The sequence below is a fragment of the Nostoc flagelliforme FACHB-838 genome (assembly GCF_014698065.1).
In the GTDB taxonomy this organism is placed as follows: domain Bacteria; phylum Cyanobacteriota; class Cyanobacteriia; order Cyanobacteriales; family Nostocaceae; genus Nostoc; species Nostoc flagelliforme_B.
This window is the reverse complement of the sequence record NZ_JACJSI010000141.1, coordinates 1-15,715: the sequence shown is the minus strand read 5'-3', so window position 1 is coordinate 15,715 and position 15,715 is coordinate 1. Positions and strand designations below refer to the sequence as shown.

The 15,715-nt window shown below is 42.6% G+C and carries 13 protein-coding genes and 1 pseudogene; 11 read left to right on the top strand and 3 right to left on the bottom strand.

Annotated elements, in window-relative coordinates; translation table 11 throughout:
• Nucleotides 1–185 precede the first annotated feature (185 nt).
• A complete protein-coding gene (locus H6G97_RS33275) occupies nucleotides 186–356 on the bottom strand; it encodes a hypothetical protein (RefSeq protein ID WP_190944708.1) in 171 nt (56 codons plus the stop codon).
• Nucleotides 357–920: 564 nt separating this feature from the next.
• Here H6G97_RS33275 and H6G97_RS56160 point away from each other — a divergent pair.
• The 6 genes and pseudogenes from H6G97_RS56160 to H6G97_RS33250 all read left to right on the top strand — a co-directional run bounded on the left by H6G97_RS56160 (nucleotide 921) and on the right by H6G97_RS33250 (nucleotide 5,291).
• Nucleotides 921–1,058 carry a type I-MYXAN CRISPR-associated protein Cas6/Cmx6 gene (locus tag H6G97_RS56160; RefSeq protein ID WP_199349820.1) on the top strand — a complete coding sequence of 46 codons (138 nt, stop codon included), beginning with the start codon at nucleotides 921–923 and terminating at the stop codon, nucleotides 1,056–1,058.
• Nucleotides 1,034–1,497 (top strand): annotated as a pseudogene (locus H6G97_RS56155) (type I-MYXAN CRISPR-associated protein Cas6/Cmx6). Before H6G97_RS56160 ends, H6G97_RS56155 begins: the two are co-directional and overlap by 25 nt.
• Before the next feature lie 2 nt (nucleotides 1,498–1,499).
• Complete coding sequence (cas8a1, locus tag H6G97_RS33265) at nucleotides 1,500–3,071, top strand: type I-MYXAN CRISPR-associated Cas8a1/Cmx1 (protein ID WP_190944707.1); 1,572 nt, start codon at nucleotides 1,500–1,502, stop codon at nucleotides 3,069–3,071.
• Nucleotides 3,055–4,023: a CRISPR-associated protein gene (locus H6G97_RS33260; RefSeq protein WP_190944706.1), complete on the top strand. Its 969-nt coding sequence runs from the start codon at nucleotides 3,055–3,057 to the stop codon at nucleotides 4,021–4,023. The genes cas8a1 and H6G97_RS33260 overlap by 17 nt, the downstream gene beginning before the upstream one ends.
• Complete coding sequence (gene cas5, locus H6G97_RS33255; protein WP_190944705.1) at nucleotides 4,020–4,658, top strand: type I-MYXAN CRISPR-associated protein Cas5/Cmx5/DevS; 639 nt, start codon at nucleotides 4,020–4,022, stop codon at nucleotides 4,656–4,658. Before H6G97_RS33260 ends, cas5 begins: the two co-directional genes overlap by 4 nt.
• A 495-nt stretch (nucleotides 4,659–5,153) precedes the next feature.
• Nucleotides 5,154–5,291 carry a hypothetical protein gene (locus H6G97_RS33250; RefSeq protein WP_190944704.1) on the top strand — a complete coding sequence of 46 codons (138 nt, stop codon included), beginning with the start codon at nucleotides 5,154–5,156 and terminating at the stop codon, nucleotides 5,289–5,291.
• Nucleotides 5,292–5,624: 333 nt separating this feature from the next.
• On the opposite strand, the gene H6G97_RS33245 is transcribed toward H6G97_RS33250, so the two are convergent.
• Together H6G97_RS33245 and H6G97_RS33240 are read right to left on the bottom strand one after the other, a co-directional pair.
• The gene (locus H6G97_RS33245; RefSeq protein WP_422394242.1) at nucleotides 5,625–5,930 is read right to left on the bottom strand and encodes a hypothetical protein; all 306 of its coding nucleotides are present in this window, start codon (nucleotides 5,928–5,930) and stop codon (nucleotides 5,625–5,627) included.
• 128 nt (nucleotides 5,931–6,058) lie between these two features.
• Nucleotides 6,059–6,352 (bottom strand): helix-turn-helix domain-containing protein, encoded by a 294-nt coding sequence (locus H6G97_RS33240; protein ID WP_190944703.1) that lies wholly within the window; start codon nucleotides 6,350–6,352, stop codon nucleotides 6,059–6,061.
• Nucleotides 6,353–6,595: 243 nt separating this feature from the next.
• On the opposite strand from H6G97_RS33240, the gene H6G97_RS51500 reads away from it, so the two are divergent.
• From H6G97_RS51500 to H6G97_RS33220, 5 genes are all read left to right on the top strand, one after another.
• Nucleotides 6,596–8,017, top strand: coding sequence for a DEAD/DEAH box helicase (locus tag H6G97_RS51500; protein ID WP_199349817.1), 1,422 nt, complete (start codon nucleotides 6,596–6,598; stop codon nucleotides 8,015–8,017).
• Between the two features lie 51 nt (nucleotides 8,018–8,068).
• Nucleotides 8,069–9,607, top strand: coding sequence for a helicase-related protein (locus H6G97_RS51495; RefSeq protein ID WP_338421888.1), 1,539 nt, complete (start codon nucleotides 8,069–8,071; stop codon nucleotides 9,605–9,607).
• On the top strand, nucleotides 9,607–12,792 hold the full coding sequence (locus H6G97_RS33230; protein WP_190944702.1) for a DNA methyltransferase family protein: 3,186 nt from the start codon (nucleotides 9,607–9,609) through the stop codon (nucleotides 12,790–12,792). Before H6G97_RS51495 ends, H6G97_RS33230 begins: the two co-directional genes overlap by 1 nt.
• A gap of 95 nt (nucleotides 12,793–12,887) precedes the next feature.
• Entirely contained in the window at nucleotides 12,888–14,399 is a 1,512-nt protein-coding gene (locus H6G97_RS33225) for a hypothetical protein (RefSeq protein WP_190944701.1), read from the top strand.
• Nucleotides 14,400–14,401: 2 nt separating this feature from the next.
• Nucleotides 14,402–15,661 carry a DEAD/DEAH box helicase gene (locus tag H6G97_RS33220; protein WP_190944700.1) on the top strand — a complete coding sequence of 420 codons (1,260 nt, stop codon included), beginning with the start codon at nucleotides 14,402–14,404 and terminating at the stop codon, nucleotides 15,659–15,661.
• Nucleotides 15,662–15,715 lie beyond the last annotated feature (54 nt).

Genomic DNA, 15,715 nt, shown 5'->3' with positions numbered 1-15,715 from the left:
ATACCAGGCAGAGTGATCATAGAGCAACTCTTGAGAAGATAATCTGGCATAACCCAAACTATACAGCAATCCAGCTACTTACATTTTTCATTTTTGAGGTTCTATTTGGTTTTGTTCATTTCTACCCAGTTGTAGAGCCTTAACTGAACTCTGTTGAGCGCTGTATCAATTTATGTAGAGCGTTTCTACAGCACTCGTTTGACAACTGGCGTAGCACGGGACACCAGAAGCGGAAAGTTTTGCCCTATCCCTCGTACAACTTCTTGACTGTCCCGTTGTGTTGATATCTCCATTGAAACTGCAACCCAAAGACATTGGATGCCAAATTGCCAAAATTGTTCAGGGTATTTTCCCATACTCCGACTCTAGAAGCGTCAACAATTTCTCTTCCACAACAGTAAGATAGGGACGATTCAATTTACCCAACGAATGCAACAGATTTTTGACTGTTTTCTCCGGCGAATTGGAATGGACTCAACTGATGCGTAGTGTGACTTTACCCATAAGTTTGCCGCTACTGGAACCATAACTTTGCCGCCAACAAGATTATAAGCCTCATTCTTGCGTCAGCTAATTTTGGATGAAATTGACAGTTTGGAACCATAACTTTGCCGCTAGTCCAAATTGGAAGGATAAGCTTGCCGTGAGTCCGATCAAGCATAGAAAGCAGAAAAGCACCGAATTTTTTTATAATAGAGCAGAAGCAGTTCATGCTGGTATGGGATAGGAACTTTTGGCTATCCATCTGTTTTGAGTAACTACTGGAGTATTAGAAGATCCTCCTAACCAGTGAGAATATTGCGAACAATAGCCTAAACTGGATTGCCACTCTAGCCAAAGTAGTCGGCGATGACAATGAGGACAATTTTGCGAGGATGTTGATGTATTAAACAAACTCTGATATCTCAAAATTTCCATCTATGACAGTCATATTAATTCAAAGTGAGGAATATATAGACTTAACGTTTAAGCTGAGAGGCTCACCGATTCCTCTTGATAATGGTTATGTTATCTATAGCGCATTGTCCAGGATTTGTCCTATCCTTCACGAGTTATAGAGTCTATTGGGATTCATCCGATCGCAGGAATACCGACAAGGAACAATTTGCTTGAACTCACTGCTCAATCTCGCCTCAAAATTCGGATTCATCATCAACAGATTCCTTTAATTTATCCTTATTTAGCAGGTCAAGCTTTTCACATAGGCCAAAATTCTTATCAACTAGATATTCCCGAATACAAACCGTTAATTTCTTCAAAAAGTGTCTATTCCAGATTAGTGATAATTACCGGCAAGATGGAACACCTCAAAAAAGACAATTAACCATCAATCAAAAAGGAAAACAGTTTAAAGTTAGAGGATTTGGCGTAAAAATTAGCGAACTCAACCCAGAAGATTCCTTAACCTTGCAAGAACAGGGAATTAGTGGGAAACGAAAAATGATGTGTGGAATAATTGTCCCAGCGACTCGCAGCAAGTCAGAGGAGGAAACCTAATCATGGTTGCTACCCAACCCAAAATTTCCCTATCTCTTGATGCTGCGGATACGACAATCATGCACCGCGTCGGAATGACGGGACTTTACATGACTTTAAAGCGATTAGCAAAGCAATATCCCTCATCTCGTCAACGCGGAGGACATATATCATGGTCTTTGACTGCTGATACTATTGAATTATTCTGGCAAGGAAGTGATTTTGTCGCCCTATCCTGGTTAATTAAGGAGTCTTTTCAACTAGATGATACAGGTTTAATTCATTTAGCAGGATTAGACAGTGATGCAATAGATTTAAGTCAAAAAATCCATATTCATGAGGGAATATGTGCTGTTTTCCTGCGTCTTAATAAGTTTTATAAAGCGGGGGAGATAGGTAACACTGAACTAAAGGTTGAAGAAAAAAAAGTCGAGTATCAATACAAATCCCTAACTTGGTACGCACATCAAACCTTTGCAGAGAAGTTATGCGAAGCAGATACCCAACAACTCAGACATGATTATGTTCAAATAACCAGCTGGTTGTATTTAGGGGGAATTGTTCGCCATGCTCGGACGCAAAATACTACAAAACTGGAAGAGAAACCTGAATACGCATTAGTATTATTATTTGTACCAGTTGTTTGCCATTATTGCTTACTTCATATTCCATCAGAAGACTTGAAGAAAAAGAAACCCCATCGCTACCTGGTGGTGATTCCAGAAATCAAGGATTTTGAAGATGCTTCTCAAAGAAGATGGCGATTACAGCAATTAGAAATTAAACAGCTTCATGTTAGTAGTCTTGGTGAAGCAGGATTACTTTATTACAGCTTAGACGATATTCACACTGAAGGCGGCTACTATCAAGCTTGTCAAGTTTGGTTATATGAAAAAATGAATCAAGCTTCTCGTCAAAGGACATTGATGAGTATAGAAGAAATTAAAATTGATAAGAATACTTTAATCACTTATCAACAGGTGCAAAAGTACTTTCAACCCAATTATCAGAAGATTAAACCTAAGCAAATTTTTATTGACGTGAATCTGATTCGCTCCCTGATTGCTGATAATTTAGTGAAAGGAATCCATTGGTGGTCTAATTTTTGGGAAAAATTGGTAATAGAAGATTCAAAAGGATATTTATTTAACCAGTTATTTTCCAATCGAGAAGGATTCATAATAATGGCAGAGAATAGTGAAGAAGACAAGCAGTATCTTATTTTTATTAAGGTATTTCAACAAGCTATGAAGGGCAACTTTGCTAAAATGTATGCCAAAGCAGAGTCAGGAAAAAATCCTCCAATTAAGAAGAAACTTGAACGATTAAGGGCAGAGCTAAACTATTGTTATGATGACTTGTCATTCAAGGAATATTTGTCCGACTTTTTAGTAAGAGGGGGATTAAATAAGTATTTTAATGAGCATCAAGAAGAAATTTCACTACTAATTAAAAAAACACCTTGGCAAGAACTAAGAATTTGGTCATTGTTAGCGATCGCCAGTTATAAACCCAAAGATAAACCCACAGACATGGATGATAGTTCATTTCCAAACAATCAAAACCTAGAAGAAGTGAATGATGAGTCAGAATAAGAATGACAATAATATCCCAAATTATTATCTTTACGGAACAGTCCTCACTCGTTATGGTTTAGCGTCCTTAAATCATGACATTAGACGAGGAAATAAGACTATTCTACAAAAAGGCTATTGGAATGGTAAAATTCATTCTTTTGTAGGTTCAAGTGCAATTCGTTGGGCGTTACGTTTTTATCTTCAAAAGCAAGGTTATTTAGTTAATCGAGTTTGGGATGAGGACGAGAATATTAATCGGTTAACAAGTGAAGAATTCGATCCAGAACAATTTTATGATGATGATATTTTTGGGTTTGCTTTATTAGAGTCTGCTGAAACCGAAGAGGAGACTTCACCACCAAAGAGAAAAAACAAACGAACAAAAGCCAGTACCCCTAATCAGCGAATGGGTGCTTTAGGGATGAATATGGCTGTTTCCCTAACGCCTTATGATGGTGCAGTCAAGTTAGGGGCAAAAAGTGGCAGAGAAAAGGATAGCACATCGCTTCATTTTACAGAATATCATGCAACTCGATATCAATATTATTTTGGAATTGATGCCACTCATCTCAAAGATTTTTCGCGGCTTTTGCCTGTGATAGATGGGATTATGAACCTGCCCAAGGTAGGAGGGAGTAGTAATATTTTTAATTATCCTTTCTGTCCCGATAGTTTTGTATTTGAATGGACAAATCATTTTGCTCCATATATTTCCTATTGCTTTGAATATTGCGATCCTAAGAGTAAGGAAGCAAAATTTACACAAGAGTTTATAGATGAAGTGGAATGCAGACAGATTGACCCTAGTAAGTTGTGGATTGGGGGAACAATTGTTAAGGAGTTACAGCAATTAGATAATTTTGATAACTCCCCTTTGAAGAACGCGCATATTTATCGTAATCGAAATGAACTGATTGAAGCTTTGAAAACAGTCATTAAAAGAGATTTGGGTTTAAAAGAATCAAAATGATTGCACCATTAACTCTCTATTTGGATGTTCCATTTACGACTTTTCGGGAGTCCCATGCAAGGGAAATGGGAAAAACCTATCCTGTCCCTCCTCCAGCGACAGTGTATGGGATGTTGTTGTCTTTGGTAGGGGAAACGAATGTCTATCGCCACTGTGGGGTAGAATTGGCGATCGCGATGTTATCTAGCCCCAAAAAATCGCGAATTTTGCGTCAAATGAGACGGTTTAAGAATGTTGATTTTAGCCATCCAGAGAATGTTATTCCCTGTTATCAAGAAATCTTGTCTAATGTGAAGTGTTTGATTTGGGTTCGTTCTGACGAGGAAAAGATACAACCAAGTTTAAGGGACAGGATACAGTTAGCGTTTGACCATCCTGAGCTAGTAAGGCGGTTTGGTTGTTTATTTTTGGGAGAAAGTGACCAGTTGATAAAAACGATCAAACTTGTCTCGGAAGATTATCTAGAGGGGGTGAGAAAGTGGGCGATTAGAGATAATCGAGGCAGATTTACTTTACCTTATTGGGTTGACCATGTGGGGTCAGGAAATACCCGATTTTTGAGGTATCGGATTGAGGAAATGCCAAGCTCACCACCTCCTAATTTGGCGTGGACGATAATTCAATCTCCAATTTGACAAGTATCACTTATGGGAAAGGGAATTTAGGATCAAAGAATGGCGGGAAGGTTTACACGGTAAGGGATATGGTAATTGAGATAAGAAAAAAAGTGCTTGCCATTTTTGGGAAAGCTTATCGGCACTGGGTTTGAGGGGCTGAAAGTAAGGGAAACTTTGGTAAGTTTTGTGTTTTTGGTTTCTCGATCTGGAAGGTACTTGTAAGATTGTCAATAAAGCTTCCTCAGTTAATACCAAATTATTGTGAAGCTGCATGAAACCTTAGAAAGCTGGAATGCTTGCCAAGCATATTTTATAGCTCTTTGATTCTATGCAACTTCATACAAAATTGGTATAAGGGTTTTGAACTTTGCTGTGATTCGTAGCTTTATGCCGTTAGGCGTTGCTCAGTAGAGTTTAAGTTCAAATCGAACTGTTTCTTCACGTGATTCGTGGCTTTATGCCGTTAGGCGTTGCTCAGGTTAGAGAGGGGTTATTTATTTTGGATAATGAGATGTGATTCATGGCTTTATGCCGTTAGGCGTTGCTCAGTCTCAAGCTTTCATCGAACAACAATCAGAGATTGAGATAGTGATTCGTGGCTTTATGCCGTTAGGCGTTGCTCTTGCTCAAATATCGAGGTTAAATTACTGACTGCGATCGCAAAAGTGATTCGTGGCTTGATAAGGTTGGGTTATTCCTTCGGCAACTTCCGCTAACCTTCGCTGGTACGGTTAAAGATGCAGAACCAGGGCGTAGCGTAACTCCTATTAGAGGAACGAAAATTAACTTTGGTAAAGCTGAAGGTGAAATTCGACAATGAGCACAGAAGAGTTAGAGTCAGCTTGATTACTAAATATCAAAAATGCGATCGCATAAATTTTTGCTGTAGTAAAACTTAAATTGTTCAACCCAATTATTCCTCTACATAAGAAAGAGACGTGAACTGAATCACGTCTCCAAGTGATGGGATAAATGCTTTGTGTGTTATGCTGCGTCGGCTACCAGTAAACCATTAACAGCGATGATGATTATTTGCGCTGCTAAAGGACTATCACAACATGGCCTATCATCCCTATTACAGGGTTGTGCTACCCATTTCCCCTCTAGATTTTGGTAGAAAGTGCCAAGTAGTTGAGAACCATTCCAGACTCGATACAGTTCACCCAAGTCATCTGCTACTGAGTCAATTTCAATTTCTGGTGCTACTGGGTCGGCAAACTGGTCAATATATTCTTCAAACTCTGATTCAGCCGAGGCTGAGTTGCTAAAGTCATCTTGTACAATCATCATGAGTCACCTCATTAACGGGGTTGAACAAAAGGCGATCGCAATCTTTGGACGGAGGGCGATCGCCTTTTTAATTTCATAAAATATATTAGCTACTATAGTATCCAAAAATCAATATAATCTCGAAAACTTTAATTAGTCACTTCAAGAGTGCTAAGGAAGTCGCTTAGAGAAATATCCAATGCTGCACAAATAGCCTCTAATACTTTAACGGAGACACTTTCAGACTCACCATACTCTAATTTTTTGATGTTCTGATGAGAGCATTCCCCTCCTCTGGCGGCAATTTCATCAGCTAGTTTCTGTCGCGATTTTTTCCCGCGCAATCGCTTTAGAAGCTGACCTCTCTCGTTATTCCAAACAACGAATACGACATCTGCAACATAAATATACATTTTCGTTTCTTTTTTACCTTTATCACTCATATAATAGCTACAGCAGTAAACAAACAGCATAGTTTTGGGCTACTACAGTTTACAAACTATGAGTAGATAAGAGGAAAGCGAGCCTCTCATAGAGAAGCTCCGCGAACGCTAACGCCGCAAACTTGATCCAGTTGATGCAGTTTGTTGCTTTGCCCATTAGACTCTCTGTAAATCTAACAATTGACTGCCAGCTACCAGTGGGTTATTAAAGGTATAACCTATTACATATATTATCTATTATTAATGCCTAATACTCTTCCCTTAGCTCCCGGAATGAGGGTGTTATGTCGTGATGCTGAATGGCTTGTACAGCGTATAAATGCCTCTAACGATGCGGGTACACAACATGCAGTGCAAGTGGTTGGAGTTGATGAATTGGTTAGAGGATATCAGGCGATTTTCTTGACTCAACTAGATAGAATTGAGTCAGTAGATCCACGCAAAACTAGGTTAATTGCCGATAATTCAAATGGTTTTCGTCGCTCCAAACTTTTCCTTGAAGCGCAATTGCGGCAGATGCCTGCGGCGGGGGAAGAGGCTGATCTGGAGGGGTTAGGTGCATTTGATCCAATGCCTTTTCAGATTATCGCAGTCAAGCGATCGCTAGAACAATTACGCCCCAGATTACTCCTGGCGGACGCTGTTGGATTGGGCAAGACTATACAGGTTGGCATGATCCTGACAGAGTTAATCCGTCGGGGACGGGCAAATCGGATTTTAGTGTTAACCAAAAAATCCATGCTGACACAGTTTCAAGCAGAGCTTTGGAACCGTTTCAGTATTCCTTTGGTAAGGTTAGACTCTCAAGGCATTGCTAAATTAAGGTTACAGATTCCCACTAATAAGAACCCCTTTGAGGTTTATCATCGAGTCATTATCAGCATTGACACACTCAAGGATGTTGGACGCTATCGCCATTTCTTGGAAGATACTCGCTGGGATGTGGTGGTGATTGATGAAGCCCACAACGTTGCTGGAGCTAGTGTTCCTGAGAATCATCAAGCCCATAGGTTAGCGCGGTTGCTGTCAAGGCGCACAGATAGTATGTTGCTGACGACAGCAACACCTCATAATGGCAAAAGAGAAACTTTTGGGCGTTTAATTTCCTTACTAGATCCATCAGCAATCCCTGACCCGCGTTATCAAGAGTATGATGCAGATGATATTCGTGGCTTCTACTTGATGCGCTTTAAAGAAGATGTGCGTCATCAAGCTGGGCTGCAACTTACTGAACGATTTGTTGTACCCCTTCAGGAAACCACGGCGGAGGCGACAAGTGCAGAAGAAACTGGGTACAGGATTTTGGGCGAACTGCGACAAGCAATCCAGAGCCAAAAGGAGGAGTATTCAGAGTGGAGAAATCAGCGTTTAATTCAATATGGACTCTACAAACAGTTTCTTTCTAGCCCAGAATCTTGCGCTAGTACTGTTTCCAAACGACTGAAAAAACTGCAAGCTGAAAACCCTCAAAGTCCAGAAATACCTTATTTAAAAGAGCTAGAAACTGCCCTGAGAAAACTTGTATTAATTGATTCCTCCCGTTTTCAACTGTTGCTTAAACAACTGCAAGAAATTGGCTGGAATGGGCAAGAGCGTTGTCCGCGTGTTCTGATTTTTACCGAGTATGTAGAAACTCAGAAGGCGTTAACTGCTGCGATCGCTTAAGCATTTAATCTTCAACACAGCGAAAAATTTGAAGACCAACCGCATCAGGCGATCGCTTCCATTAGTGGGGCTTTTCCAGATGTGCATTTAATGGCAGCAGTAGAAGCTTTTGGGACAAAATCTTCACCTGTGCGGATGATGATTGCCACCGATGTAGCATCTGAGGGGATTAACCTGCATCACCAATGCCATCACGTTATTCACTACGATTTGCCCTGGTCGATTATTACGCTGATTCAACGCAATGGACGAGTTGATCGCATTGGACAAACCCAAACGTCAATTCTTCGGTATTTGATGGTTGAGACGAAAAACGGTCTGTTAAAGGGAGACTCAGCTATTTTTGAACGGCTGATAGGCAAAGTACAAGAAATTAACCGCAGTACTAGGTCTGGAGAAAGTTTGCTTCAGCTTTATGATCCGCAAAAGGAAGAAGAGTACATTGCCCAACAGGGCTTGTTGAAAGCAGATAGTACTGTATTAGACAAGCGAGTGGGGCAGAGTGCAACTACATCCACAGAAGCCAACGACTTAGAATTAATCATTTCCGCAGGTAATCTCAAGGATGATGATGATTTAGTGGCGTTGTTGCTGGGCGGGGAAGAGGCAGGGGGCAGGGGGAGTGATGTTTCCTCTGAAAAAGTGGACTCTGTAGTGGCTAACAATAACAGCCGTATTCGTTTTTACAAAGATTTTGATTTCTTACTTGCAGCTTACCGACTATTACAGGAATCCAATCAGGAGTATTTACCCCTGGAAATTGAGGGACGGATGCTTACACTTACAGCCCCTCCTGATTTGAAGCGTCGTTTGGGTACGCCTTCACAGAAAAATGAGATCATTTTTGGTGGAACGGCAATTCCTCAAGAGGCATGGCAGGAAGGCGACCAGTTTCGGCTGACGGACGATGTGGAACGGGTGAAGCTGGCAATTACGGCTGCCCGCAATACTTCCGGTTACTGGTCTAAAGAACTGCTGTGTAGTGAGACTCACCCGATTATGCAGTGGCTAGTAGAACGCTTGCTGATGCAGTTTGCACGGGGAGAAGCCCCTATTATCACTTCCAGAGAACTGGAAGAAGGGGAATTAGCATTTTGTTTTATTGGACAAGTGCCATCAAAAGCAGGTACACCGTTGGTTGTGGATTCCCATTCTATCCGCATCCGCCCTGGTGGTCGCTGTGAAATGGCTCCTCTACAGAATACTTTGGCTGCTGCGGGATTTGAACGACTGGCAAATACACAAACCCCAGCGCGAGTTGCTGCGGCTGAACTGTTAATTCCTGCGGCAGTAGAAGCTAGTTTAGAACATTTGCGATCGCTCGAAAAACAGCGTCAGGAAAAGGTGAAACCTTTACTGCAACAAGAAGAACAACGGCTGCAACAGTGGAGTCAGAAACGGCGAGAAATTATTGACCAGCACCTTGGAGAAATTGACCCCAACAGTGCCTCGGCTAAACGCTTGCAACGAGAGCGCGACGAAATGGACAAATATCTCAAAGACCGTCAGCAACATTGGCGCGATATGCACTTACTACCAGGGGAATCGCCCATTACTCGGTTAGTTTTGGTTATCGAAGGAGTGAAATAATGGTTTTAGATTTTGCGATTCACAATGTTGGTGAATACTATTCATCTCACTACCTCTATACCACGTTTTCCAAAGACGCACAGAAGTTTACTTCTTCGTGGAAGGAAGCAGGCGCAGCAGCATCACCCCGGCAATTGCAGAAGTTAGGACAGCGATACTTTAAAGCCAAAGCCCAAGCTATTGAAGAATTTGACTGGAATCAGCGACGCAATGCTGGTGTAGAAATCCAAGGTTGGCATTCCTACTTATTACAGGCAATTGGCTACAGCGATTTGGAAGCGATGGATTTGCCTGTGGAAAGTGGCGATGTCTACGTTCCGATTTTGGGACTTTTACAGAGATTTGAACAACCTTGGTTAGTTGTCTGCGAGAGTGTGTTTTGCATTCCCGATGGCAGTTTACCAGATGGTGCAGCCAGTGAAGACCCCCTAGAAGGAAAGCCATTACTAGAACAATTGGTTGATTCTAACCACAAACTGGTACAAGGTGATTGGGGTCGGGCAATTGGTGAGATTTTTAAAACTGAAGAAGCACCGCGTTGGGTGATGATTCTGGCAGGAAGCCGGATACTGTTAATTGACCGCAAAACTTATGCTAACGGACGCTGGTTGGCATTTGATTTAGATGAAGCTTTTGGTCGGAACGAGAAAGCCACCTTTGAGCAAATCGCTACTTTCTTATCACGGGAGACGCTGGCTCCAGATAGTGAGTCTGTGGAATTATTGCATGACACCTTGGGAGAACAAAGCCACAAGCTGGCTCACGGGGTGACAGAAAACCTCCAGGTGGCAGTACGAGAAGCAATTGAGTTACTAGCAAATGAATGGGTGAGCGATCGCCGTCGTCGCAGTTTAGGTATGATTAACCTGCGCCCAGAGGAAGCTTTACCTGATGGTTCAACTACTGTCACCGCCGAGCAACTGCGTCATGAAGCTTTGACCTTTGTGTATCGCCTGATATTCTGCTTCTACGCCGAGGCGCATGGGGCGGAATTGGGTGTTTTACCAATCAATGATGATGCTTACCGTTTGGGCTACAGCTTGGAAGCATTGCGCGATTTAGAGTTAGTCCCACTTTCTGAACAGTCTGGCGAAGGAACTTACTTTCAAACACATTTAAATAGACTCTTCACCTTAGTCCACGAAGGATTTCACCCTCTGCAACAGGAAGAAAACCCCGGCCAGTTGCAATTGCAACTTGCCCAACAACAACGGACTTTTGAGTTACCACCTTTAACCGCCACACTTTTTGACCCGAAAGCTACCCCATTGTTGAGTCGGGCACAACTTTCCAACCGTTGTTTGCAAAAGGTTATCCGTCTGCTGTCTCTCAGCTATGACGAAAAAACCAAAACTACCGGACGGGTAAACTATGCAGACTTGGGGATTAACCAGTTAGGTGCTGTATACGAAGGGCTGTTGTCTTACAAAGGGATGTTTGCCGAGCAAGATTTTCTCCAAGTTAAACGCGCTCAAGATGAATTTAGCAAGTCCAAAACCCAAACTTGGTTTGTCCCTAAAGACCGATTAGAGGAATTTAAGAAAGATGAGGTAGAACGCCTCAATGATGGCAAACCCCGGATTTATGCTAAAGGCTCATTTATTTTGCACTTGTCGGGATTGGATAGAGAGCAGAGTGCTTCTTATTACACGTCGGAAGTGTTAACTAAATGCTTAGTTGAAGAAACTTTGCGACCATTGCTGCAAGACTATATCCCAAAAGATGCCGACAAAATTCTGCAATTAACAGTCTGTGAACCAGCTATGGGAAGCGGTGCTTTCTTGAATGAAGCAGCAAACCAACTGGCGCAAAAATACTTGGAATTGAAGCAGAAACAACTGAATCAATCGATTGAACCTGCGGATTTTCCTGATGAATTGCGTCGCGTTAGACACTACATCACTACACGCAATCTTTACGGCGTAGACCTCAATCCCACGGCGGTAGAATTGGGGGCGCTGTCCCTGTGGCTCAACTCTATGCACCGGGCAAAGTTGATTCATGAAGATGGCAGAGAAGAATGGGTAAGGGGAGCAAGGCCTTGGTTTGGCTTACGACTGCGAGCGGGTAACAGTTTAATTGGCGCACGCCGCGCAGTATGGACAAAGGCGCAATTGTTGGCAGGAGCGCATCTCAAAAGCGGTAATGAGGCAGTGGAACCCCGTCAACTCCAGCCAGGAAAACAGCGAGCCAAAAACGAAGTTTATCACTACCTAGTGTTTGACCCTGATATGGTTCCGACTGCTGGGGATGCTTTGGTCAAGCAGTTTCACCCCCAACAAGTGCAGCAAGCTAAGGACTGGCACAAAAAAGAGGTCAAAAGCAGATGGACAGAAATAGAGGTAAACTTAGCCCTGGCTGTTAGCGATTTAATTGACCAACACGAACAGCAATATGCCAAAGAACGGTTAGCAGCATTAGAGAAAACAGCTTGTCCTGGTAGTGTGTGGCCGCAATCCCCAGCAACAGAACCCGGCCCCAGTTTGGCGTTACAGGAAGAGGTGAAGGCAAAACTAGAATCTACCTCTGGCAGTTTTCAACGGTTGAAATTGTTAATGGACTCTTGGTGTGCGTTATTTTTCTGGTCGATGGATGAAGTGGAGGCATTGCCAAGGCGAGAAGACTATTTAGAAGCAGCACAGATATTGTTAGCGCGGTCAGGAGATTTAAGTATTAAAGCCTTTCGCTGGAATTTTGATGGGGCGAATTTGCTCAAAGCCACTGCACAGACTGATTTAGATACAGATTTGCTGTGTGCGGCGGTTTCTTGGTATCGCGTGAGTCGGGAAGTTGCAGAACAGGAGAGGTTTCAGCATTGGGAGTTGGCGTTTTCTGAGGTGTTGGGGTGTGATGCAAGTCAGTCGAAAGGATTTGATGTAATTTTAGGAAATCCGCCTTGGATGAAGGTTGAATGGTCAGATGGTGCATTACTATATGATTTTGAGCCGATGCTGGGTATACGAGAAGCTCAAAGTGATACGTTAAATTGCGAACGATTAAATCTCCTTAATAATCTTGTTCTACGCGAAATTTACATAAATGCTCAACGGTTTAGCTTCGGTAACATAGCTTTTTTAAATTGCCATCGTCTCTATAAAGCTTTAAAAGGAGCAAAAACTAATCTTTATAAAAATTTTATAATTATTAGTTGGAGCTTGCTTGATGAAAAAGGCTTGGGGGTTTAATACATCAAGAAAGCCCTTATAATGACCCAGATTGTGGATGTTTGCGATCTGAATATTATCCTCGCTTAGTGAGTCACTATCATTTTAAAAACAAAATGTTGTTATTTAAAGATGTAAGTGACCAAAGGGAATTTAGTCTTAATATCTTTAAAAGTATACCAACGGAGATTAACTTTGTTCAGATAGTTAACCTTTATTCTCCTATAACTATCAAGGCTTGTTATGCTCATAACAGACCTGAAGAACCAATTCCTGGATTAAAAACAAATGACGATTGTTGGGTTACTCAGGGACACTGTGATCGAGTTATTCAAGTTACTGAAGAAACCTTAGAAATATTTCATACTCTAATAGAAAATGCTGATACACCAATCCTTGAGTCTCGTTTACCTCAACCTCATGCTCGTCAATTAATTGAGGTAATTCGGAAGATTAACCAAATTCCTAAATGGTTACCTAGTTTAACGGGAAATTACTATCCCACAATGATGTTCAATGAAACTCATTCCAAGCGAGATGGAGTTTTAACTCGGCAAGATAATCCAACTTTTCAACCTAACAGGTTGCGTGAATGGGTTATTTGTGGGCCTCATTTTTATGTAGGAACACCATTCAATAAAAATCCTCGTTCTCGTTGTACTCATAACAACCACTATGAAGATGTTGATTTAACAATTTTACCAAAAAACTACTTACCTAGTTCAGTTTATCGTCCCGGAGATAAAGAAAATAAGCTAATAAATTTTACATCGCATATTCCAAAATTTAAAAATAATTCTGTAACCGAATACTATCGATTTGTTAATAGAATTATGGCAAGTCTCAATACTGAGCGATCATTTATAAATGCCATTATTCCTTCTGGAGCCACACACATTAATTCAGTTTCTTCTATTGCATTTGAACACTCTATTGATTTAGTGGCTTTTGGATCAACCTGCGTTTCCTTAATAGCTGATTTCCATCTTCGTGTGTCAGGACGGACAAACATTCGAGAAGCAGATATGCAAATGCTTCCACAAATCCAAAACCCCCACATCACCCCCATCATGCACCGAGGCTTACGCCTCAACGCCCTCACCCGTGCCTACGCCGATCTCTGGTCATCCGTCACCCTCACCGAAATCACCCAAGACAGTTGGGCAGTAGAAAACCCAATGCTAGGCTCCTTCGAGTCTCCCTGGCACGAACTCGACCCTCATCAATGGTCATGGCATTCACCCCTCCGCAGCGACTACTCCCGTCGCCAAGCCCTCCTCGAAATTGATGTACTGGTAGCCCTCGCCCTCAGCTTATCTCTTGAAGAACTCACCACCATCTACCGCGTACAGTTCCCCGTCATGCGGCAATACGAACTCGGCGATGAATACGATGCAAAAGGTCAACGCCTCCCCAGCACTAACCGTAAAGCCCCTGGGGGTAAAGAAGTCCGCGAAGCTCGTAAAGATTGGAACGAAACTTCGCCCCTTACCGTAAGTTGGCAAATCAAGGATGGTTTAGAAACAGTTACCAAAACCTTCTATCCGCCTTTTACCAAAGTTGACCGCGAAGCCGACTATGCCCAAGCTTACGAAGTCTTGCAGAAACGCTATGGAGGCGGAGTTTAATCATGCTACCAGCCCATATTGCCGAAAACATCCGCCGCCAGGTGCTTTATTACCTGCAATCCACCTTTGATTTTCGCGATCGCTCTGTCAGCCGTGCTTTTGAACAATTTCTTCAAGACCCAGAACGAGGACTGTTTAAAGGCCCGTGGGTACAGTTGCGCCGCCCTTTCCGGTTAGCACCTCAACCTTATACCCCTCCTTTTGACCTCAACGTTCCCTTCCTTCCCTTTCGCCATCAAGCTGTTGCCTGGAGACGTTTAAGTAGCAAAAATCATAAGCCAGAACCCACCCTCGTCACTACTGGCACTGGTTCCGGTAAAACTGAGTGCTTCCTCTACCCCTTACTCGACCACTGTCTGCGAGCCAAACAAGCCGGACAGCTTGGGATTAAAGCAATTGTCCTCTATCCGATGAATGCCTTAGCTGCCGACCAAGAACGGCGTTTCGCCAAATCTATTTGGGACGACCCAGCACTGAAAAAAGCAGGTGTCCGCGTCGGTACTTACACCGGACGCTACGACCCTGGCGATCCCACCTCGCAAGACTCTGGCACAACCAGCATGGGCAAAGACCACGGCATTACCAACCATGAAGCCCAACTAGAAAACCCGCCTGACATCCTGCTGACTAACTACAAAATGCTGGATTTCCTGCTACTACGACCGCAAGACCAGCATCTTTGGCGTTTCAATCAATCGGACACCCTGCAATATCTTGTCCTTGATGAACTGCATACTTACGATGGCGCTCAAGGTGCAGATGTCGCCTGTTTGATTCGCCGACTCAAAGAAAGACTGAGTATTCCCAAAGGTAAACTCTGCGTTGTTGGTACTAGTGCCACAATGGATGATCGCGACCGCAGCGATCGCGCTCTTGGTTTAACAATATCAGTGGATGCAGTCGAGACAGGAGGCGATCGCCTAGCTCGGTTTGCCAGCACTTTATTTGAAGAAGAGATTCCCACAGAAGCGGTAATTGTCGAGGATCGACTGACAGTTGAGGAAATTGTCAAACCAGAAGAAGACCTGATTTCCTTAGATTTACCAACTTCTGAAGACTGTGAACCCCAAGCAGACGAAGATGCTACAGCCTACGCTATCCGCCAATCTAGGGTTTGGGGCGGGCCAGAATTTGTTGAACCAACAACAGGCGATCGTAATACTTCTATTGAGCGTTGGTCAGTTACTTTAGGAGATTGGTTAACCCTCATTTGTCACTCTAGGCAGAGGAAAAGTAGAAATCAGGGTGAGTCAGGAAAATAAAAATTGAACTGGTGAGGTTATAAATAATAGATTGAAGTTTAGAAAAACCCAAAG